Source organism: Roseovarius tolerans, assembly GCF_900109855.1.
GTDB lineage: Bacteria > Pseudomonadota > Alphaproteobacteria > Rhodobacterales > Rhodobacteraceae > Roseovarius > Roseovarius tolerans.
In genome coordinates this window covers 1-14,668 of record NZ_FOBO01000016.1, presented here as the reverse complement: position 1 = coordinate 14,668, position 14,668 = coordinate 1, and the positions used below count along the sequence as shown (strand labels likewise).

Here is a 14,668-nt window from a genome sequence, read left to right as displayed (position 1 = left end):
GCTGGCAGGGTCGGTCAATACGGCAAGTCGCCAAGCTCCTATTCCGCTTCTGCACATCACACGCAAAGGTCGAAAGGAGACCCAAATGACTGCTCTTCTCATTGCACGGATCAACGTTCTGGACCCTGAAAGCATGCAAGCTTACGGCGCGGCCGCCGGCCCGACGGTTGCCGCACATGGGGGTGAGTTCATCGCCCGGGGGAAGTTCGCCAGTTCGCTTCTCGGCGACGAGAGCGCACAGGCCGTCGCCATCATGCGTTTTCCAAGCCTCGATGCGGCAAATGCCTGGTTCGCATCGCCCGAGTATCAAGCGCTTGCCACGCTCCGAACAGCTGCCGCAGATATGCAGTTCGCTCTTTTTGAGGCAGCTTGATCCACACGCCTGAGGCGCGGAAATTCTCAAATGCAAAGGCAGCGTTGGTGTGACCGGCGCCGCTTTTGTATTTGTGCTGACGGGCTTGCGCGGCACAGTGGCAGCCTCGGTCAAAACCTTGGCAACGTCGGTCAATACCGCTGCGCGCAGTGGGCTTATCCCTTGGTCATCAAACCCAAACCAAGGAGAGAGACCATGCAAACAAAACCTATCCTCGTCATCGGCGCCACCGGAAAGACTGGCGGCCGCGTTGCGGCCAAGCTGGAGGCCGAGGGCTATTCCGTCCGCCGCGGCTCTCGCAACTCAGCCACGCCTTTCGACTGGGAGGCCCCAGAAACCTGGACGCCAGCCCTCAAGGGCGCACGCGCCGCTTACGTCACCTACTTCCCCGATCTCGCCTTTCCGGGTGCCGTCGATAAGCTGGATTCACTCTGCGAAACCGCTAAGGACGCGGGCGTCGAGCATCTGGTCTTGCTGTCCGGAAGGGGCGAGCACCATGCCCGTCTGGGCGAGGAGGTCGTGCGTAACTCGGGCGTGGATTTCACCATCGTTCGCTCTGCGTGGTTCGCGCAGAATTATTCCGAAGGCTATCTGCGTGACCCGATCCTCGCCGGGGTCCTGCCGATGCCCGGCGGCGATATCGTAGAACCGATCATCGACATTGACGACATTGCCGACGTTGTCGTGGCCGCGCTGACAGAAGACGACCACAAGGGCGAGCTTTACGAAGTGACCGGCCCGCAGCTGATGAGTTTCGCTGACATGGCAGACGCACTGAGCCATGCCATAGGCCGCCCGATCCGCCACATCCCGATCAGTTTCGAGGACTTCCACGCCGAGATTGCCAAATCCGGAGACACGTTCATCTCCGACGTGTTCACCGCGATCGCGCGCGAGACACTGGACGGGCGTAATGCGCACCTGACCGACGGCGTACAACGTGCGCTCGGCCGTCCGCCCCGTGATTTCAGTGAATTCGCGAGGATCGCGGCGCAAGCTGGTACATGGCCGGTTGCCGCCTGACACCTGACAATTTCTGGCATGTCCGGTACCTGCTTGACCGCCCGGGAAACCAGGAAGTGCAACTGGAGATCTTCCTGGACTATGGCACCAATGTCGGCGAATATCCCAAATGGCAGACCCTTTTCCGAGAGCATCAGCCTACGGCACTGATTGTCTGGGGCAAAAACGACCATATCTTCCCAGCGGAGGGCGCGCATCCCTACAAGGACGATCTGAAGGACGTGGAGTTCCATCTCCTCGATACCGGCCATTTCGCCCTTGAGGAGTATGGCGACTTGATCGCCGCCGAGATGAAAGACTTCCTGAAACGAATCACAGACTGATCGAAACAGGCCCCGGCGGTTATATCCGGCGGGGCCGAAACGAAGGGTTTGAACAGTGATTGCCGGACTTCGTCAATTCGTGGCGAGTGTCATCCTGCGGATCGTTCCGGCCAGTCGCATCATTCTATTTTTGATAGGATCAAGGAAATGACAGATAGAACCAGAATGGAAATCCTCCGTCTCGCGGCCTTTTGCGACGGTCCTTCAGGGGGCAACCCGGCAGGTGTCGTAGTCGGGGAAATGCTGCCCTCTGTGGCGGACATGCAGAGACTTGCCGCCGAGGTGGGCTATTCCGAAACTGTCTTCGCAGCACCGGAAGGCGACGGCTGGCGTGTGCGCTATTTTTCGCCCGAGGAGGAGGTTGCATTCTGCGGTCATGCCACCATTGCCCTTGGCAGTGTTTTGGCCAAGCGCGCCGGTGAAGGTGCGTTCCAGCTCGAACTCAACTCGGGCCGCATCAGCGTCGAAGTCGGTCGCGAAGGCGGTGTGACACTGACGTCGCCCCCAACGCGTAGTGCAGCGGCGGACCCGGTTCTTATCGACGCTGCGCTTGATCTTTTTCGTCTCAAGCCCTGCGATCTCGACCCTGCCCTGCCACCTGCGATCGCTCATGCAGGGAACGATCATTTGATCCTTGCACTCCGGGATAGGGCCACGCTTGCAGAGATGTCCTACGATCTGTCGGATGGCGCAGGCCTGATGCGGCAGAGTGGTCTGACCACGATAAACCTACTGTGGGTTGAAGCGCCGCGCCGGTTCCACAGCCGAAATGCCTTTGCAGTCGGCGGCGTTCTCGAAGACCCGGCGACAGGAGCGGCCGCGGCCGCGCTGTCGGGCTATTTGCGCGACATCGGCTGGCCACACCAAGGCGGGATCGATATCGTGCAAGGCGAAGACATGGGCGCGACATCGTTGCTGCGCGCAGAGATCGGCCAGTCACGAGGCGAGGGAATCCGCGTCTCTGGAGCGACACGGATCATAGAAGGATAAGATCAGGCATCCCGCCTCCCAGTCTCGGGCCGCGTATACGTCTTTTTTCGATGGGCAGCGCAGAGCGAGGGCGCAGCGCTTTCGCTGCCATTCGTACATGTCGCAGGATCGGTAGAGACGGGCTCTTCTCTGTAATTCGCCGAAGTTTGATCGAATGTCCGGCAATGGGATGTGTCGGCTGCTTACACGCCGTTGAGTTACCCCGACAATTCAGGACCGGCGGGCGCACCATTCTCGGTAGGATCACCAAACGCGGCAGCCGCTATCTGAGGATGTTGTTCGTGCAGGCGGCGAAAGTGATCATGATGCGCCCACACCGATGGTCCGACTTCAGTTTCGGCCTGTGACGTCGCAGGCCGCAATTTGTCGCCGGGTGAGGGAAATCAATCCTCTGCAGGCTGCGATGTCTCCCCGAGGGCCGCTTCGATCATCCCGGCAGCCATGTCCTTGGCGATCTGCGCCGCTTCAGGCATGCCTCGGACATGGGCGGTTGCGATGGCCCCTTCCTTGAGTAGGGCCAGTTGCTCGGCCAGATGCCGTGGCTCCGGCGCGCCCGCCTCGGAACACAGCCGTTCGAGATAATCCACGATACTGCGCTTGTGTTCGGCGGCGGCGCGGTGCGCGGGGTGTGTGTGGTCGCCGAACTCACCGGCGGCGTTGATGAAAGCGCAGCCGTAGAACCCCATGCCTTTGAACGCACGCCCGCTGAACCACAGCGCCAACGCGTCGAACATCGCCAGCAACCGCCCGCGCGGGTCGGGTGCGGCTTTCTCAATCTCGCCCATCAGCCAATTGCGGAACTGCTCGTCACGTCGATGCAGCACGGCGAGAATCAGTTCGTCCTTGGACCGGAAATGTTTGTAGAGCGTCATCTTTGCGACGCCGGATTCGGCCAGGATCTTGTCGATCCCGGTGGCGTTGAAGCCGCCCGCGTAAAAAAGTTTCAGGGCGGTATCCACCAGATCGTCGCGGCGGGATTTCGGCATATTTATAAACCTTACCAGACAGTTCTGTATGCTTATCACAGAAATAGTGCGGGAATTCAATGGTCGGTTTCACAAGTCGCGCAACAAAAAGTATCTCGAACAATTGACATACGTACAGACCGATCTGTATATAATATTCCACTAACTTAACCAAAGCGAGATCCCTCATGACACGTATTTCTCTCCCCACCTCGACGGACGCCGCCCCTGCTGCGGCTCAACCGCTGCTCGACGGCGTGCATAAAATGCTCGGCAGCGTGCCGAACCTTTTTCGCATCACCGCGAACAGCCCCGCCGCACTCGAAGGCTATCTCGGGCTCAACGGCGCGCTCGCCAAGGGCAGGCTCGACGCCAAGACCCGCGAGCGCATCGCACTCGCCGTGGCGCAGGTGAATGGCTGCGAGTATTGCCTTGCCGCGCACACCTATCTCGGCACCCATGTGGCCCAGCTCGACGCGGCGGAAATCGCCGCCAACCGCAACGCTTCCTCCTTCGACCCCAAGGCTGATGTCGCCGTCGGGTTCGCGGTCAAGCTCGTCACCGAGCGCGGCCATATCGGGGACGCCGATATCACCGCGCTCAAGTCGGCGGGCTACACCGAGGCCGAGATCGTCGAGATAGTGGCGCATGTCGCGCTCAACACGCTGACCAACTACATCAATTCGGCGTTCGAGACGCCGATCGACTTCCCGGTGGTCAGCGCCAAGGTGGCCTGACCCCGGCGGCGCCCCGGCATCCCCCACGCGGATCGCTCCCTGTCCCGGTCGGGGCGCCAGAATTCCACCACACAGGAGACCGCCCGATGACACGCCCCCCGCTGCCGCCCTTTGACGAAACCGCCGCCGTCACCAAGACCCGCATGGCCGAGGATGGCTGGAACAGCCGTGACCCCGAGAAAGTCTCGCTCGCCTATACGCCCGGCTGCCAGTGGCGCAATCGTGCGGAAATCTTTCAGGGCCGCGACCGGATCGTCGATTTCCTCACCCGCAAATGGGCCCGCGAACTCGACTACCGGCTCATCAAGGAACTGTGGGCCTTCCACGGCAACCGGATCGCCGTGCGGTTTGCCTATGAATACCGCGACGACAATGGCTCTTGGTTCCGCGCCTATGGCAACGAGAACTGGGAGTTTGCCGAAAACGGTCTGATGCGCCACCGCATCGCCTCGATCAACGACCTGCCGATCACTGAGCAGGAGCGTCTCTTTCACTGGCCGCTTGGTCGTCGCCCCGACGACCACCCCGGCCTGTCGGCCCTTGGCCTCTAAGGAGTTGAGCCATGCCTCTCGGAGTTGCCGATATCGCCTTCACCCCGACCGTGCGTGCCGAGCAGGAGCGTCTTGGCTCCGCAGCGCTCTACGCGAGTGCCCTCTCGCCCGACCGCGATGGCGGGCGCACCCTGACCGAGCGCGAGGCCAGCTTCCTTGAGGCCCGCGACGGGGTGTTTCAGGCCACCGTCTCGGAAACCGGCTGGCCCTACGTCCAGTTCCGTGGCGGCGCGCCCGGGTTTCTCAGGGTGATTGACCCGCAGACCGTCGCCTATGCCGATTACCGCGGCAACCGGCAATATATCAGCACCGGAAACCTGCGCACCAATCCCCGCGTGGCGATCATCGCGGTCGATTACCCGGCGCGCAAGCGGCTCAAGCTGTGGGGTGAGGTTGAAATCTCCGAGGATGCCAGGATCATCGAGTTGCTGTCATCTGCGGATGCCCCGCCGGCCGAACGCGCCATCGTCATCCGCATCGCGGCCTATGACTGGAACTGCCCCCAGCACATCCCGGTGCGTCGCACCGATGCCGAGTATGGCGACGAGATTGCCCGGCTTCAGGCTCGTATCGACGCATTGGAAGACACACGGACCAAGGCCGGGATTTCCCCGACCTGAGCGGAAGGATCAAACCCAAGGGCGCAGGCCCGGATTTCAAGCCAGGAAGTGGATTATTAAAATGAAAGACAGAAACTCGCTTCTCATCTCGGCCCTCGCCATGGCGATTACCGTCGGCAACATCGCGATACCGTCGGCCATGACGGAACCCGATCGAGCCCGGATAGAGGCCGCCCCCGACCACCGCGCGCCCATGAAAACAGCCGCCTGCGCCCTCGCATTGACCGAATTGCCGACGGACTGACCCCGATTTCGGCACCCCCTGACGGTGCCGACCCCGAAGGAAAGCGGACATTGCTCCCTCTCGCCCGCGGCGTGACCCACGACCGCGACCAGGTGACGGCTGTCTCCTGATGCGGTCGGTGTGATCCCGCCAACCTGGCATCGTGGCAAGGCCGCCGCGCTGTCCTCACCCCTGAACAGGAGACTGACCATGACACACGACCATGACCACGACTGCGGCTGCGGAATCACGCACGAGCATGTCGACCTCGCCCGCCGCCGGGTTCTTGCCGGGGCTGCGGCCGGAGCCGCCGCCGGGGCCGCGGCTCTCACCGGCGGGACCGCCACGGCGGCCACCGACGAGGCCCGCGCCTATTACGCAGATCCCGAGACACCGGGCCTGCCGCAGATCGACATGGAGATCGACCCCGGTCGCACGGCGCTCGTCGTCACCGACCCGCAGATCGACTTTCTGTCCGAGGATGGCGTCACCTGGGGCGTCGTCGGCGAAAGCGTGACCGAGCAGGGCACGGTGGACAATATCGAGCGCCTCTTCGCCGCCGCCAAGGCGGCCGGCATGCCGGTCTTCATCTCACCCCACTACTACTATCCGCACGACCATGACTGGCACTTCGAGGGCACGCTGGAAAAGACCATGCACTCGATCGGCATGTTCGACCGTCTCGGCCCACTGAACCTCGACAACTTCGAAGGCTCTGGCGCTGACTGGATGCCGCAATACAAGAAGTACATCGAGGACGGCGAAACCATCGTCTGCTCGCCCCACAAGATCTACGGCCCCGCGCAGAACGACCTGAACCTGCAGATGCGCAAGCGCGGCATCGACAAGGTCATCCTCGCGGGCATGTCCGCCAACCTCTGCACGCAGGCGCATCTCTACGAGTTGCTGGAGCTTGGCTACGAAGTGGCCGTCGTCCGTGATGCCACGGCGGGGGCCAAGGTGCCCGAGGGCGACGGATATCTCGCCGCCATCATCAATTTCCGAATGGTCGCCAACGGCGTGTGGTGGACGGACGATGCCGTGAAACGCATCGCCGCCGCAAGCTGAGCTTTCTTCCCCATACCCAATCAATCAACCAAGAAGGAGACGTCCAATGAAACCCCAACTCATCAAGGACATCGCGAACTGGGCAACCATCCTCACGGTCGCCTCGGCGGCCACGCTCACCCTTGCGACATGGGCTTATGCCGCGGACGAATACAACGTCGTCAACGGCCACACCCTTGCAGGGCAGCCGCTGGGCCTGCACGGGGTCGACCCGGTGTCGATGTTCGGCGACCAGGGGCCGTTGACCGGCGACGCCTCACTCACCGCGAGCCATGACGGCATCGACTACTACTTCGCCTCTGCGGCGGCAAAGCAGGCGTTCGAAGCGAGCCCGACACGCTACCTGCCTCAATTCGGCGGATTCTGCGCCTTTGGCGTCTTCGTCGGAAAGAAACTTGATGGTGATGTCCGCTATGCCGATATCGTCGATGGCAAGCTCTATCTCTTCGTGAACGCCGCGATTCTGGCGAAATACCGCGAAGAGCCGGAGGCGGTTATCGCGGGCGCGAACGCCAAATGGCCCGGTATCGTGAACTCCCCCGTGAGCGATCTCTGATCCAGAAATTCGGAAATGGGGGGCGGCCCGCACAGATGCCTGGGTCGCCCGCCTCTTTCATGGCAACCGGCGCGAAATAAATCGCCCCCACCCACAGGAGAAAACCATGACGACCCTGCTTCGCATTGACGCCAGCGCTCAACAGCAAGACCGGTCCCTGACGCGCATGCTGACAACACTGTTCACGACCGAATTCTTGCAGACCAATCCGGACGCAAAGGTGATTACCCGCGATATCGGGCAGGACCCGGTTCCGGCAATCGATCACCGCTTTATTCACGCGGCCTTTTCCCCGCCCGAAGAACGCGAAGACTGGATGACCGACCGGCTGGCACTTTCCGATGCGCTGATCGACGAGGTTGTGGCTGCGGATATCATCGTGATGGGTGCTCCGATGTACAATTACGGGATGCCTGCCGCTTTGAAAGGCTGGATCGATCACATTGCACGGATCGGGCGGACCTTCTCGTTTGATCTGGCGCGCGGCGATTTCCCGATTGAACCGATCCTGAAGGACAAGCAGCTCGTCGTGCTGTCGTCGCGTGGCGAGTTCGGGTTTGAACCCGGCGGGCCGCGGGCGCACATGAACGCACTGGACCCCGCCATTGCCGCTTGCGCTCACTACTTCGGCGTCGACGCCGCGAACATTCACACCGTTGCCATCGAGTATCAGGAGTTCAAGGACGCACGGCATGACCGTTCGGTCATCGCAGCGAAAGAGGCGACCCGCGCACTGGCACAGCAGTTTGGCAGGTCTGCCAAACAAACGATTTCTCACCTGACTGACCAATCCAGAAACAAGGACAAAACAATGAAAAACTTTCCTACGCACACGATGGATTCCGCTCCCGCAGACGCAAAACCAATCCTCCAGGCCGCCCTGAAAGGCTATGGTTTCGTACCTAACCTCTACGCCACCATGGCCGAAGCCCCTGCCATCCTTGAGGGGTACACAACGCTGTCAGCCATTTTCGGCAAAACAGATCTGTCAGAAACCGAGCGCCAGATCATCCTGATGACCAACAATCGGCTGAACGGCTGCAAATACTGTATGGCCGCCCATACAACACTGTCACAGATGAGCGGGGTTCCTGAGGACGTCATCATGGCGCTGCGGAATGATACACCCATCGCGGACAGCAAGCTGGAGGCCTTGCGCCAGTTCGCAATCATAGTCAACGAAAGCCGTGGGTGGCCCGCCGAGGATCAGATCGGGACGTTTCTGAAGGCAGGATACACACCGCAAACCATCCTCGAAGTTATTCTCGGCACAGCACTGAAAACCTTGTCGAACTACACGAACCATGTCGCTGAAACGGATCTCGACCCGGCGTTCGCAGCGAATGTGTGGACCTCTTCCACGGCCCAGGCAGCGGAGTAGGCGCCGAAGGCGAACCATATATCCAGTTAATGAAACGGGGCAGCGGCAGCCGACCAGTGCCGCTGTCTCCCCGGAGAATCACGAGTTAAACGAAGAAGACTGCTCTTGAATGGCGGCATCAGAAATTCATGGACCTTCGTACATGTTGCAGTACGAGGTCGGCTTGCGGCTGAAAGTAGCCTGACTATGCAACCCGGCACCAAGGGGACTCCCCACCGGATCAAGAGCCCAAGAATGCCGCGCGTCGTTCGAGGAGCGCGTCACACAGGTAGTCGACGAAGAGCCGAACCCGGCGCACACGGCGGAGCTCGCCGTGCAGGAGAATCCAGGTCGCGCGCCGCTGGTCGAGCTCAGTGCCCGGAACGCGTTGCAACTCGGGGAAGACCGACGTGACCCAGGTCGCGAGGAACGTCATCCCCGCGCCTGCGCGCACAAGGTGCAGATGCATTTCCGGGTCGGGGACAGAGTGGCGGATCCGCGCCTCGGGGAAGGCTGAGGCTGCGATCATGGCCGCAAGCTCGGGCACGTCGCCATATCCGATCCAGCTCAACCCTTGCCCCTTGCGACCCGCTTCCGGCAGGGCGCGGTCGATGTAGTCGCGCGAGGCTACGACGCCGATGGACAAGGGAAAGAGTTTCCGGCCGACCGCATCGTCCTCGATCTCGGCGGCGTGGCGGATCGAGACATCTGTCTCATTCCGGGCGATCGAATCCAGTGTGTAGGCAAGGCGCAATTCGATCTCGATCTCGGGATACAGCGCGGCGAATTCCGCCAGAACCGGGGCCAGCAGGTAATGCGCTGTCATCGGGTCGGCCGACAGGCGGATGCGGCCGGACGCCTCGCGGTCGAGCCCTTGTACCGCGTTGAACCCCTTTAGCAGTGCCGCCTCGGCGTCAAGCGCTTGCGGTAGCAGGCGTTGCCCGGCGGCGGTCAGGGACAAGCCGTCCGCGCCCCGCCGGAAGAGCTGGGTGCCGAGCTGCGACTCGAGCGCCTCGACCTGGCGACGCAGGGTCGCGTGGGTACCACCCATTTGCTCGGCTGCGGCTCGAAGCGAACCGTTCCGCGCAACAGCCAGAAAGGCCGGAAGGGATTTCCAATCCATGATCACCCGGATCGTTAATGAACCACTGTGGTCCACCTTAGTCACTCTTCGGATCGAAAAGAAACCTCTATTCCTTTCAGCAGACCCAGAGACCACGGAGGTTCCCAATGACTGCGACACGCACCGCCTGGCATATCCCGCGCTATGGCCGCCCCGAAACCCTCACGCCCGTCACGCTCTCCATGCCGCAGCCCGGCCCAACCGAGGTGCTGATCCGCATCCATGCCTCTGCCGTGACACGGGCCGACGGCATGATGCGCAAGGGCGAACCGCTGTTTGCGCGCCCGTTCCTTGGCCTGCGGCGTCCGCGCAACGGGCTGTCCGGAACGGGCCTCTCGGGCGAGGTGATCGCGGTCGGTGACAAGGTCAGCCGCTTTGCGCCGGGCGATATGGTCTTTGGCGAGGCCGGGATGCGCTTCGGTGCCAATGCGAGCCACATCTGCCTTGACGAGGACGGGGTTCTGATGCCGAAGCCCGACAGCCTGTCGCATGAGGATGCGGCGGTTCTGTGCGACGGCGTGCTGACCTCCTGGCATTTCTTGCGGAACCTCGGCCATGTTCAGAGCGGCGAGCGTGTCCTGATCCTGGGCGGGGCCGGCAGCCTCGGCAGCGCCGCGGTGCAGATCGCCGCTGTCCTGGGCGCAGAGGTGACGGCCACCTGCAGCGCGCGCAACGCCGGCTCCGTCGCCTCGCTCGGGGCCACGCACGTGATCGACTACGCAAGGGAAGAGGCCTTGCAGCCCGCTGCCGCCTATGACGTGATCTTTGACACGCTGGGGGTCGCGTCCTTCTCGGCCGCCAAGCCTGCGCTGGCCGAGGCGGGGCGCTACCTATGCCCGGTGCTGACGCTGGGGCGTTTGCCCGCGATCCTGCTTTCCCGACTTGTGGGCCGGAAACGCGCCCTGTTTGCGGCGGCGGGCCTGGAAAAGCCCCAGCGCCTGCGCGCCATGCTGTCCGAGATCCTGACCCAGATCGAGCAGGATCGTCTCGCCCCGGTGATGGACCGGGTCTACCCGCTTGCCGACCTTGTCGAGGCGCACGCCTATGTCGAGGCCGGGCACAAGCGCGGCAATGTCGTCGTGGTGTGATAGGCTCGCAGGACAGTCAGTGCCAGAACCACCAACTCTATCAGAGAGACTACCATGAAAATGAACTACTTCGTCGTCGGAACGAACGACATGCACGCATCCCAGGCCTTCTACGACGCTTTTTTCGAAGGCGCGGGTCTACAGAGCATGTCGCCCTCGGACCGGATGACCTATTGGCTTGGCGAGGGTTTTGCCTTCGCCGTTGCGATACCCTTCGACGAAATGCCGGCGACCAACGGGAATGGCACGATGGTCGGCTTTTGCGTTGGTGTCAGGGAAGACGTAGAAAGGATGCACAGTCTGGTGCTTGAGCTTGGCGTCACCTGCGAGGGCGCGCCAAATCAGCGAGGGCCGAAATTTTCGGCCTACGTGAGAGACCTTGATGGCAACAAACTGTGCTTATCCGATTAAGCGCCACTGGGTAGGATGAAATTGCAGTCACTCAGCCGGGAAGGATGGCCATGCGGCGATTGAGCAAAAAGACCTGCGTCGTGACGGGCGCGGGGCGCGGTATTGGCGCTGCGATCGCGCGGGCCTTCGCCCGGGAGGGCGCGACCGTTGTGGTGACCGACAAGGATGCAGATAGCGCCGCCGACGTGGCCCGCGAGATTGGTGGGCAGGCGCGGCAGCTCGACGTGTCATCCGAGCAGGACTGGGAGGCCCTGGCCGAGGCCTGGCCCGCATGCGACGTGGTGGTGAACAACGCCGGCATCACCGGCTTCGAGGAGGCCCTGCGCCCGCACGACCCCGAGACTGCCAGCCTGGAAGACTGGCGCGCGGTGCATGCGGTCAATCTCGACGGGACCTTCCTGGGATGCCGCTACGCGATCCGCGCGATGCGCCCCCGGGGCGCGGGGTCGATCATCAACATCTCGTCCCGCTCGGGCCTCGTGGGCATCCCGGCAGCGGCGGCTTATGCGTCGTCCAAGGCCGCGGTGCGCAACCACACGAAGTCGGTTGCGCTCTACTGCGCCGAACAGGAGCTCAATATCCGCTGCAACTCGATTCACCCCGCCGCCGTCCTGACGCCCATGTGGGAGCCGATGTTGGGCACCGGCCCGGACCGCGAGGCGCGCATGGCGGGCTTCGTCGCGGACACGCCCCTGCGCCGGTTCGGCGAGCCCGACGAGGTCGCGGCGCTTGCGGTAATGCTGGCCTCGGATGAGGCGGCCTACATGACCGGGGCCGAGCTCAATATCGACGGAGGCCTGCTCGCCGGATCGGCAGCGGCGCCCAAGACAGAATGATATGTTGTCGGCCTTGATCTTCGCCGAAAGTCCACTCAGGAGTGGCTGAGCCGCAGCAGTGGACATCTTGGCGAAAGTCCGCTCTGGGAAAGTCCCAGCCCATCGCCTTAAGACTGCCCTAAAACCTCCTCGGACCCGAGGATATGCGTCTTGATCCGTTTGTAGCCGTATCCGATATGGGTGCGCTGGATGTATCCGATGGCCTCTGCGTCGTCATGGTCCAGCGCGGTGGCGACATCGAGCAATTCCGCCTCCAGTGCCTGCGCGGCATCTGCCCCCAAAAGGGTGCCGACGCGGTGCCAGGTGCTGGCCGCCTGGTAGTAGGTCTGCCACCAGAACGCCCGCAGCGTTTCGTTGCCGATCAGGCTGGCGATCAGTTCGTGCAGGTCATGGTTGACCTCGACATATCGGCGGACGTCGAAGTGCCCGCTCAGGGCGTGTGCGGTTGCCAGCATCGCCTTGACCGACTGTCGGTGCCGATCGGTGATGGCATTCGGCGATACGCGGCCGATGAGCCCCGCCAGTTCCAGCCGCATGTCATAGACATGGCGGATCTGCGTATCCGTCAGGGCGACGACCACCGTGCCGACGCCATTTCGGGTCTCGACCAGGCCCAGATGGCTGATCCGGCTGAGCGCGTCGCGCACCGGGGTGCGGCTGACACCGAATTCAGTGGCCAGTTCAGCCTCCTTCAACCGGACAGCTGCCGTGGTCGGCACTTTGGTCAGTGCATGACTCTTCGGTCGTCCGGAGAAAGTTCATCCTCTTCGATGTCACCGCCATCTCGGTCGTCTATCAGAATCCCTGTCGCTTCAGTTCTTCCGCGATCCGGCGTCGCGCCTCTTCGTTGCGGATCGGGAAGGCCGCAAAGTACTGGGAGGCCGAGGCATCCGGTTTGCGCCGACGTGCGTCCTGTCGCCAGCGGTTGGCCTGTTGGAAGCGACCGTCCAGCCCGTTGGCCACTGCCGCCACCATCGAGATGAGGTAATGCGCACCGGGCGTCGAGGCTGCGCGATCACCCAGTCGGGCAGCAGCCCGCATGTTTCCGACCTGGATCAGCGCCTGCGCACGCACGCCGTGCATTCCGTAAAGTAGCGGATCCAGTGGGCTGAGCTGGAGTGCTGCATCAAGTCCCGCGTCGACTGTGGTGATGTCGTCGTTCATCAGCGCAGTGAAGGCGCTGGCGTAAAAACCCTGGGCGTAATTTGGATTGAGCTCGATCGCACGATCGAACCAACCCTTGGCGATCTCAGGCTGATCGGTAAGCCAATAAGAACGGCCCATCGTGTAATGGGTAAACGGATCAATCGGATCCAGTTCCATGCCACGCTCGGCATGACGTCTGGCCGCAGTGGCCGCCTCCTGGTCATCCGGCCCGAGATGCAGAAATGCGTCGATGAATCGAGTGAACGACAAGCCAGCATGCGCGCGTGCAAATCGTGGGTCGAGTTCGACCGCGCGCTCAAAATGCCTTTTCGCGACCTGATTTGCGTCGGGCGTGAACCGGTAAAGCTGGGTCAGACCGAGGTGAAAGGTCTTCCATGCATCCAGCCGGTCTGACCCGGTTTGTGATGCAAGGCGCACCTCGTTCTGCGGCACGTGCATGTCGAGCGCGGTCACGACGAGTGCGACGACCCGCTGGCGCAAGTCCTCGATCCCGTCTATCGGGGCGGTCAGCCGGTCGCCCCAAATCACTTCGCCGCGGCTTGCATCGGCCAACTCAATGACCACGGATACCGTGCCGGCCAGATTTTCGATCACACCTGTCATGACATAGCCAGCCCCCAGCGCCGTACCGACCAGATCCAGATCGCCCCTGCCTTCACGGAACCGAAACGACGATCCACGCGCGATCACCGCAATCCAGCGCAGGCGTGAAAGCCCTTGTATGATCTCATGCGGAATTGCTTCCGCCAAAATCGTGACTTCGGGCGACGCGCCGAGAGGCCGGAAGGGCAGTACCGCAACCGATGGGCGGGACAGATCTGCGCCGGTTTCACTCGCCAAAGACAGGGCATGGTCGGGCTGGGCAGGGCTGGTTTCTTTGACCTCGGCCACGAACCTGAAGCCCTTGCCGTGGATTGTGCGGATGACGGCCTGCGCGCCGCCATCATCGCCGAGCGCCTGCCGCGCCGACCGGATCCGGCTGGAGATGCTGGCATCTGACGCGACGCGGCCGGGCCAGACGGTTCTGGCAATCTCGTCCTTACTGACGATTCGGCCACGATTTCGCACGAGGTGGATGATCAGTTCCAGAACCTGAGGCTCGGCGCGCACAGCGGCACCCTTGTGGGCGAGTTCGAACAGGTCCGGGTCGAGCCGGTGATCACCGAAAAGCCAAGCCATGATACAGCATAGCCCAGTTTTACGCGTTTCTACACGAAATCTTCAGATCTGCATCAAGCGTTTCAAGATCAAACC

At 62.3% G+C, this 14,668-nt stretch carries 18 protein-coding genes and 1 pseudogene; 15 read left to right on the top strand and 4 right to left on the bottom strand.

Annotation, left to right across the window (positions count from 1 at the left end):
* Window positions 1–85 precede the first annotated feature (85 nt).
* The 5 genes and pseudogenes from BMX04_RS14655 to BMX04_RS14635 form a co-directional block, all read left to right on the top strand.
* Complete coding sequence (locus tag BMX04_RS14655) at window positions 86–373, top strand: DUF1330 domain-containing protein (protein ID WP_074787668.1); 288 nt, start codon at window positions 86–88, stop codon at window positions 371–373.
* 195 nt (window positions 374–568) lie between these two features.
* Window positions 569–1,396, top strand: coding sequence for an NAD(P)H-binding protein (locus tag BMX04_RS14650; RefSeq protein WP_074787667.1), 828 nt, complete (start codon window positions 569–571; stop codon window positions 1,394–1,396).
* Window positions 1,397–1,452: 56 nt separating this feature from the next.
* Window positions 1,453–1,719, top strand: a complete 267-nt coding sequence (locus tag BMX04_RS14645) for an alpha/beta fold hydrolase (RefSeq protein WP_217644497.1) — start codon at window positions 1,453–1,455, stop codon at window positions 1,717–1,719.
* Between the two features lie 165 nt (window positions 1,720–1,884).
* Entirely contained in the window at window positions 1,885–2,709 is an 825-nt protein-coding gene (locus BMX04_RS14640) for a PhzF family phenazine biosynthesis protein (protein ID WP_074787665.1), read from the top strand.
* Between the two features lie 197 nt (window positions 2,710–2,906).
* Window positions 2,907–3,050, top strand: a pseudogene (locus tag BMX04_RS14635) (transposase); the annotation flags it as partial.
* Window positions 3,051–3,092: 42 nt separating this feature from the next.
* Here BMX04_RS14635 and BMX04_RS14630 read toward each other — a convergent pair.
* On the bottom strand, window positions 3,093–3,695 hold the full coding sequence (locus BMX04_RS14630; protein WP_074787664.1) for a TetR/AcrR family transcriptional regulator: 603 nt from the start codon (window positions 3,693–3,695) through the stop codon (window positions 3,093–3,095).
* 167 nt (window positions 3,696–3,862) lie between these two features.
* Between BMX04_RS14630 and BMX04_RS14625 the strand changes: the two genes are divergently transcribed.
* From BMX04_RS14625 to BMX04_RS19680, 7 genes are all read left to right on the top strand, one after another.
* Window positions 3,863–4,411 (top strand): carboxymuconolactone decarboxylase family protein, encoded by a 549-nt coding sequence (locus BMX04_RS14625; protein ID WP_074787663.1) that lies wholly within the window; start codon window positions 3,863–3,865, stop codon window positions 4,409–4,411.
* Between the two features lie 86 nt (window positions 4,412–4,497).
* Complete coding sequence (locus BMX04_RS14620) at window positions 4,498–4,962, top strand: nuclear transport factor 2 family protein (protein WP_074787662.1); 465 nt, start codon at window positions 4,498–4,500, stop codon at window positions 4,960–4,962.
* Between the two features lie 11 nt (window positions 4,963–4,973).
* Window positions 4,974–5,582 (top strand): pyridoxamine 5'-phosphate oxidase family protein, encoded by a 609-nt coding sequence (locus BMX04_RS14615; protein WP_074787661.1) that lies wholly within the window; start codon window positions 4,974–4,976, stop codon window positions 5,580–5,582.
* A gap of 61 nt (window positions 5,583–5,643) precedes the next feature.
* On the top strand, window positions 5,644–5,826 hold the full coding sequence (locus BMX04_RS19135) for a hypothetical protein (RefSeq protein ID WP_139194573.1): 183 nt from the start codon (window positions 5,644–5,646) through the stop codon (window positions 5,824–5,826).
* A gap of 189 nt (window positions 5,827–6,015) precedes the next feature.
* Entirely contained in the window at window positions 6,016–6,873 is an 858-nt protein-coding gene (locus BMX04_RS14605) for a cysteine hydrolase family protein (protein ID WP_074787659.1), read from the top strand.
* A 46-nt stretch (window positions 6,874–6,919) separates the two neighbouring features.
* On the top strand, window positions 6,920–7,429 hold the full coding sequence (locus BMX04_RS14600; protein WP_074787658.1) for a YHS domain-containing (seleno)protein: 510 nt from the start codon (window positions 6,920–6,922) through the stop codon (window positions 7,427–7,429).
* A 106-nt stretch (window positions 7,430–7,535) separates the two neighbouring features.
* Entirely contained in the window at window positions 7,536–8,810 is a 1,275-nt protein-coding gene (locus tag BMX04_RS19680; RefSeq protein ID WP_244888563.1) for an NAD(P)H-dependent oxidoreductase, read from the top strand.
* A 220-nt stretch (window positions 8,811–9,030) separates the two neighbouring features.
* Here the strand turns inward: BMX04_RS19680 and BMX04_RS14585 are convergent, their stop codons facing one another.
* The gene (locus BMX04_RS14585; RefSeq protein ID WP_244888562.1) at window positions 9,031–9,912 is read right to left on the bottom strand and encodes a LysR family transcriptional regulator; all 882 of its coding nucleotides are present in this window, start codon (window positions 9,910–9,912) and stop codon (window positions 9,031–9,033) included.
* Window positions 9,913–10,019: 107 nt separating this feature from the next.
* Between BMX04_RS14585 and BMX04_RS14580 the strand changes: the two genes are divergently transcribed.
* Genes BMX04_RS14580 through BMX04_RS14570 form a run of 3 tightly spaced genes read left to right on the top strand, consistent with a single transcriptional unit; the run spans window position 10,020 to window position 12,247 of the window.
* Window positions 10,020–11,000 carry an NAD(P)-dependent alcohol dehydrogenase gene (locus BMX04_RS14580; protein ID WP_074787657.1) on the top strand — a complete coding sequence of 327 codons (981 nt, stop codon included), beginning with the start codon at window positions 10,020–10,022 and terminating at the stop codon, window positions 10,998–11,000.
* A gap of 54 nt (window positions 11,001–11,054) precedes the next feature.
* Window positions 11,055–11,411, top strand: coding sequence for a VOC family protein (locus BMX04_RS14575; protein ID WP_074787656.1), 357 nt, complete (start codon window positions 11,055–11,057; stop codon window positions 11,409–11,411).
* A gap of 50 nt (window positions 11,412–11,461) precedes the next feature.
* Window positions 11,462–12,247: an SDR family oxidoreductase gene (locus BMX04_RS14570; protein ID WP_074787655.1), complete on the top strand. Its 786-nt coding sequence runs from the start codon at window positions 11,462–11,464 to the stop codon at window positions 12,245–12,247.
* Between the two features lie 107 nt (window positions 12,248–12,354).
* On the opposite strand, the gene BMX04_RS14565 is transcribed toward BMX04_RS14570, so the two are convergent.
* Entirely contained in the window at window positions 12,355–12,966 is a 612-nt protein-coding gene (locus tag BMX04_RS14565; protein ID WP_244888561.1) for a GntR family transcriptional regulator, read from the bottom strand.
* A 76-nt stretch (window positions 12,967–13,042) separates the two neighbouring features.
* A complete protein-coding gene (locus tag BMX04_RS14560) occupies window positions 13,043–14,593 on the bottom strand; it encodes a winged helix-turn-helix domain-containing tetratricopeptide repeat protein (RefSeq protein WP_074787653.1) in 1,551 nt (516 codons plus the stop codon).
* Window positions 14,594–14,668: the final 75 nt, after the last annotated feature.

Excerpts from the sequence above, each read along its gene's own strand:
- BMX04_RS14615 (WP_074787661.1), top strand. The coding sequence starts at position 4,974 with ATGCCTCTCGGAGTTGCCGATATCGCCTTCACCCCGACCGTGCGTGCC.
- BMX04_RS14580 (WP_074787657.1), top strand. The coding sequence starts at position 10,020 with ATGACTGCGACACGCACCGCCTGGCATATCCCGCGCTATGGCCGCCCC.
- BMX04_RS14600 (WP_074787658.1), top strand. The coding sequence starts at position 6,920 with ATGAAACCCCAACTCATCAAGGACATCGCGAACTGGGCAACCATCCTC.
- BMX04_RS19135 (WP_139194573.1), top strand. The coding sequence starts at position 5,644 with ATGAAAGACAGAAACTCGCTTCTCATCTCGGCCCTCGCCATGGCGATT.
- BMX04_RS14560 (WP_074787653.1), bottom strand. The coding sequence starts at position 14,593 with ATGGCTTGGCTTTTCGGTGATCACCGGCTCGACCCGGACCTGTTCGAA.
- BMX04_RS14655 (WP_074787668.1), top strand. The coding sequence starts at position 86 with ATGACTGCTCTTCTCATTGCACGGATCAACGTTCTGGACCCTGAAAGC.
- BMX04_RS19680 (WP_244888563.1), top strand. The coding sequence starts at position 7,536 with ATGACGACCCTGCTTCGCATTGACGCCAGCGCTCAACAGCAAGACCGG.
- BMX04_RS14585 (WP_244888562.1), bottom strand. The coding sequence starts at position 9,912 with ATGGATTGGAAATCCCTTCCGGCCTTTCTGGCTGTTGCGCGGAACGGT.
- BMX04_RS14570 (WP_074787655.1), top strand. The coding sequence starts at position 11,462 with ATGCGGCGATTGAGCAAAAAGACCTGCGTCGTGACGGGCGCGGGGCGC.
- BMX04_RS14630 (WP_074787664.1), bottom strand. The coding sequence starts at position 3,695 with ATGCCGAAATCCCGCCGCGACGATCTGGTGGATACCGCCCTGAAACTT.
- BMX04_RS14620 (WP_074787662.1), top strand. The coding sequence starts at position 4,498 with ATGACACGCCCCCCGCTGCCGCCCTTTGACGAAACCGCCGCCGTCACC.
- BMX04_RS14575 (WP_074787656.1), top strand. The coding sequence starts at position 11,055 with ATGAAAATGAACTACTTCGTCGTCGGAACGAACGACATGCACGCATCC.
- BMX04_RS14605 (WP_074787659.1), top strand. The coding sequence starts at position 6,016 with ATGACACACGACCATGACCACGACTGCGGCTGCGGAATCACGCACGAG.
- BMX04_RS14640 (WP_074787665.1), top strand. The coding sequence starts at position 1,885 with ATGGAAATCCTCCGTCTCGCGGCCTTTTGCGACGGTCCTTCAGGGGGC.
- BMX04_RS14650 (WP_074787667.1), top strand. The coding sequence starts at position 569 with ATGCAAACAAAACCTATCCTCGTCATCGGCGCCACCGGAAAGACTGGC.
- BMX04_RS14625 (WP_074787663.1), top strand. The coding sequence starts at position 3,863 with ATGACACGTATTTCTCTCCCCACCTCGACGGACGCCGCCCCTGCTGCG.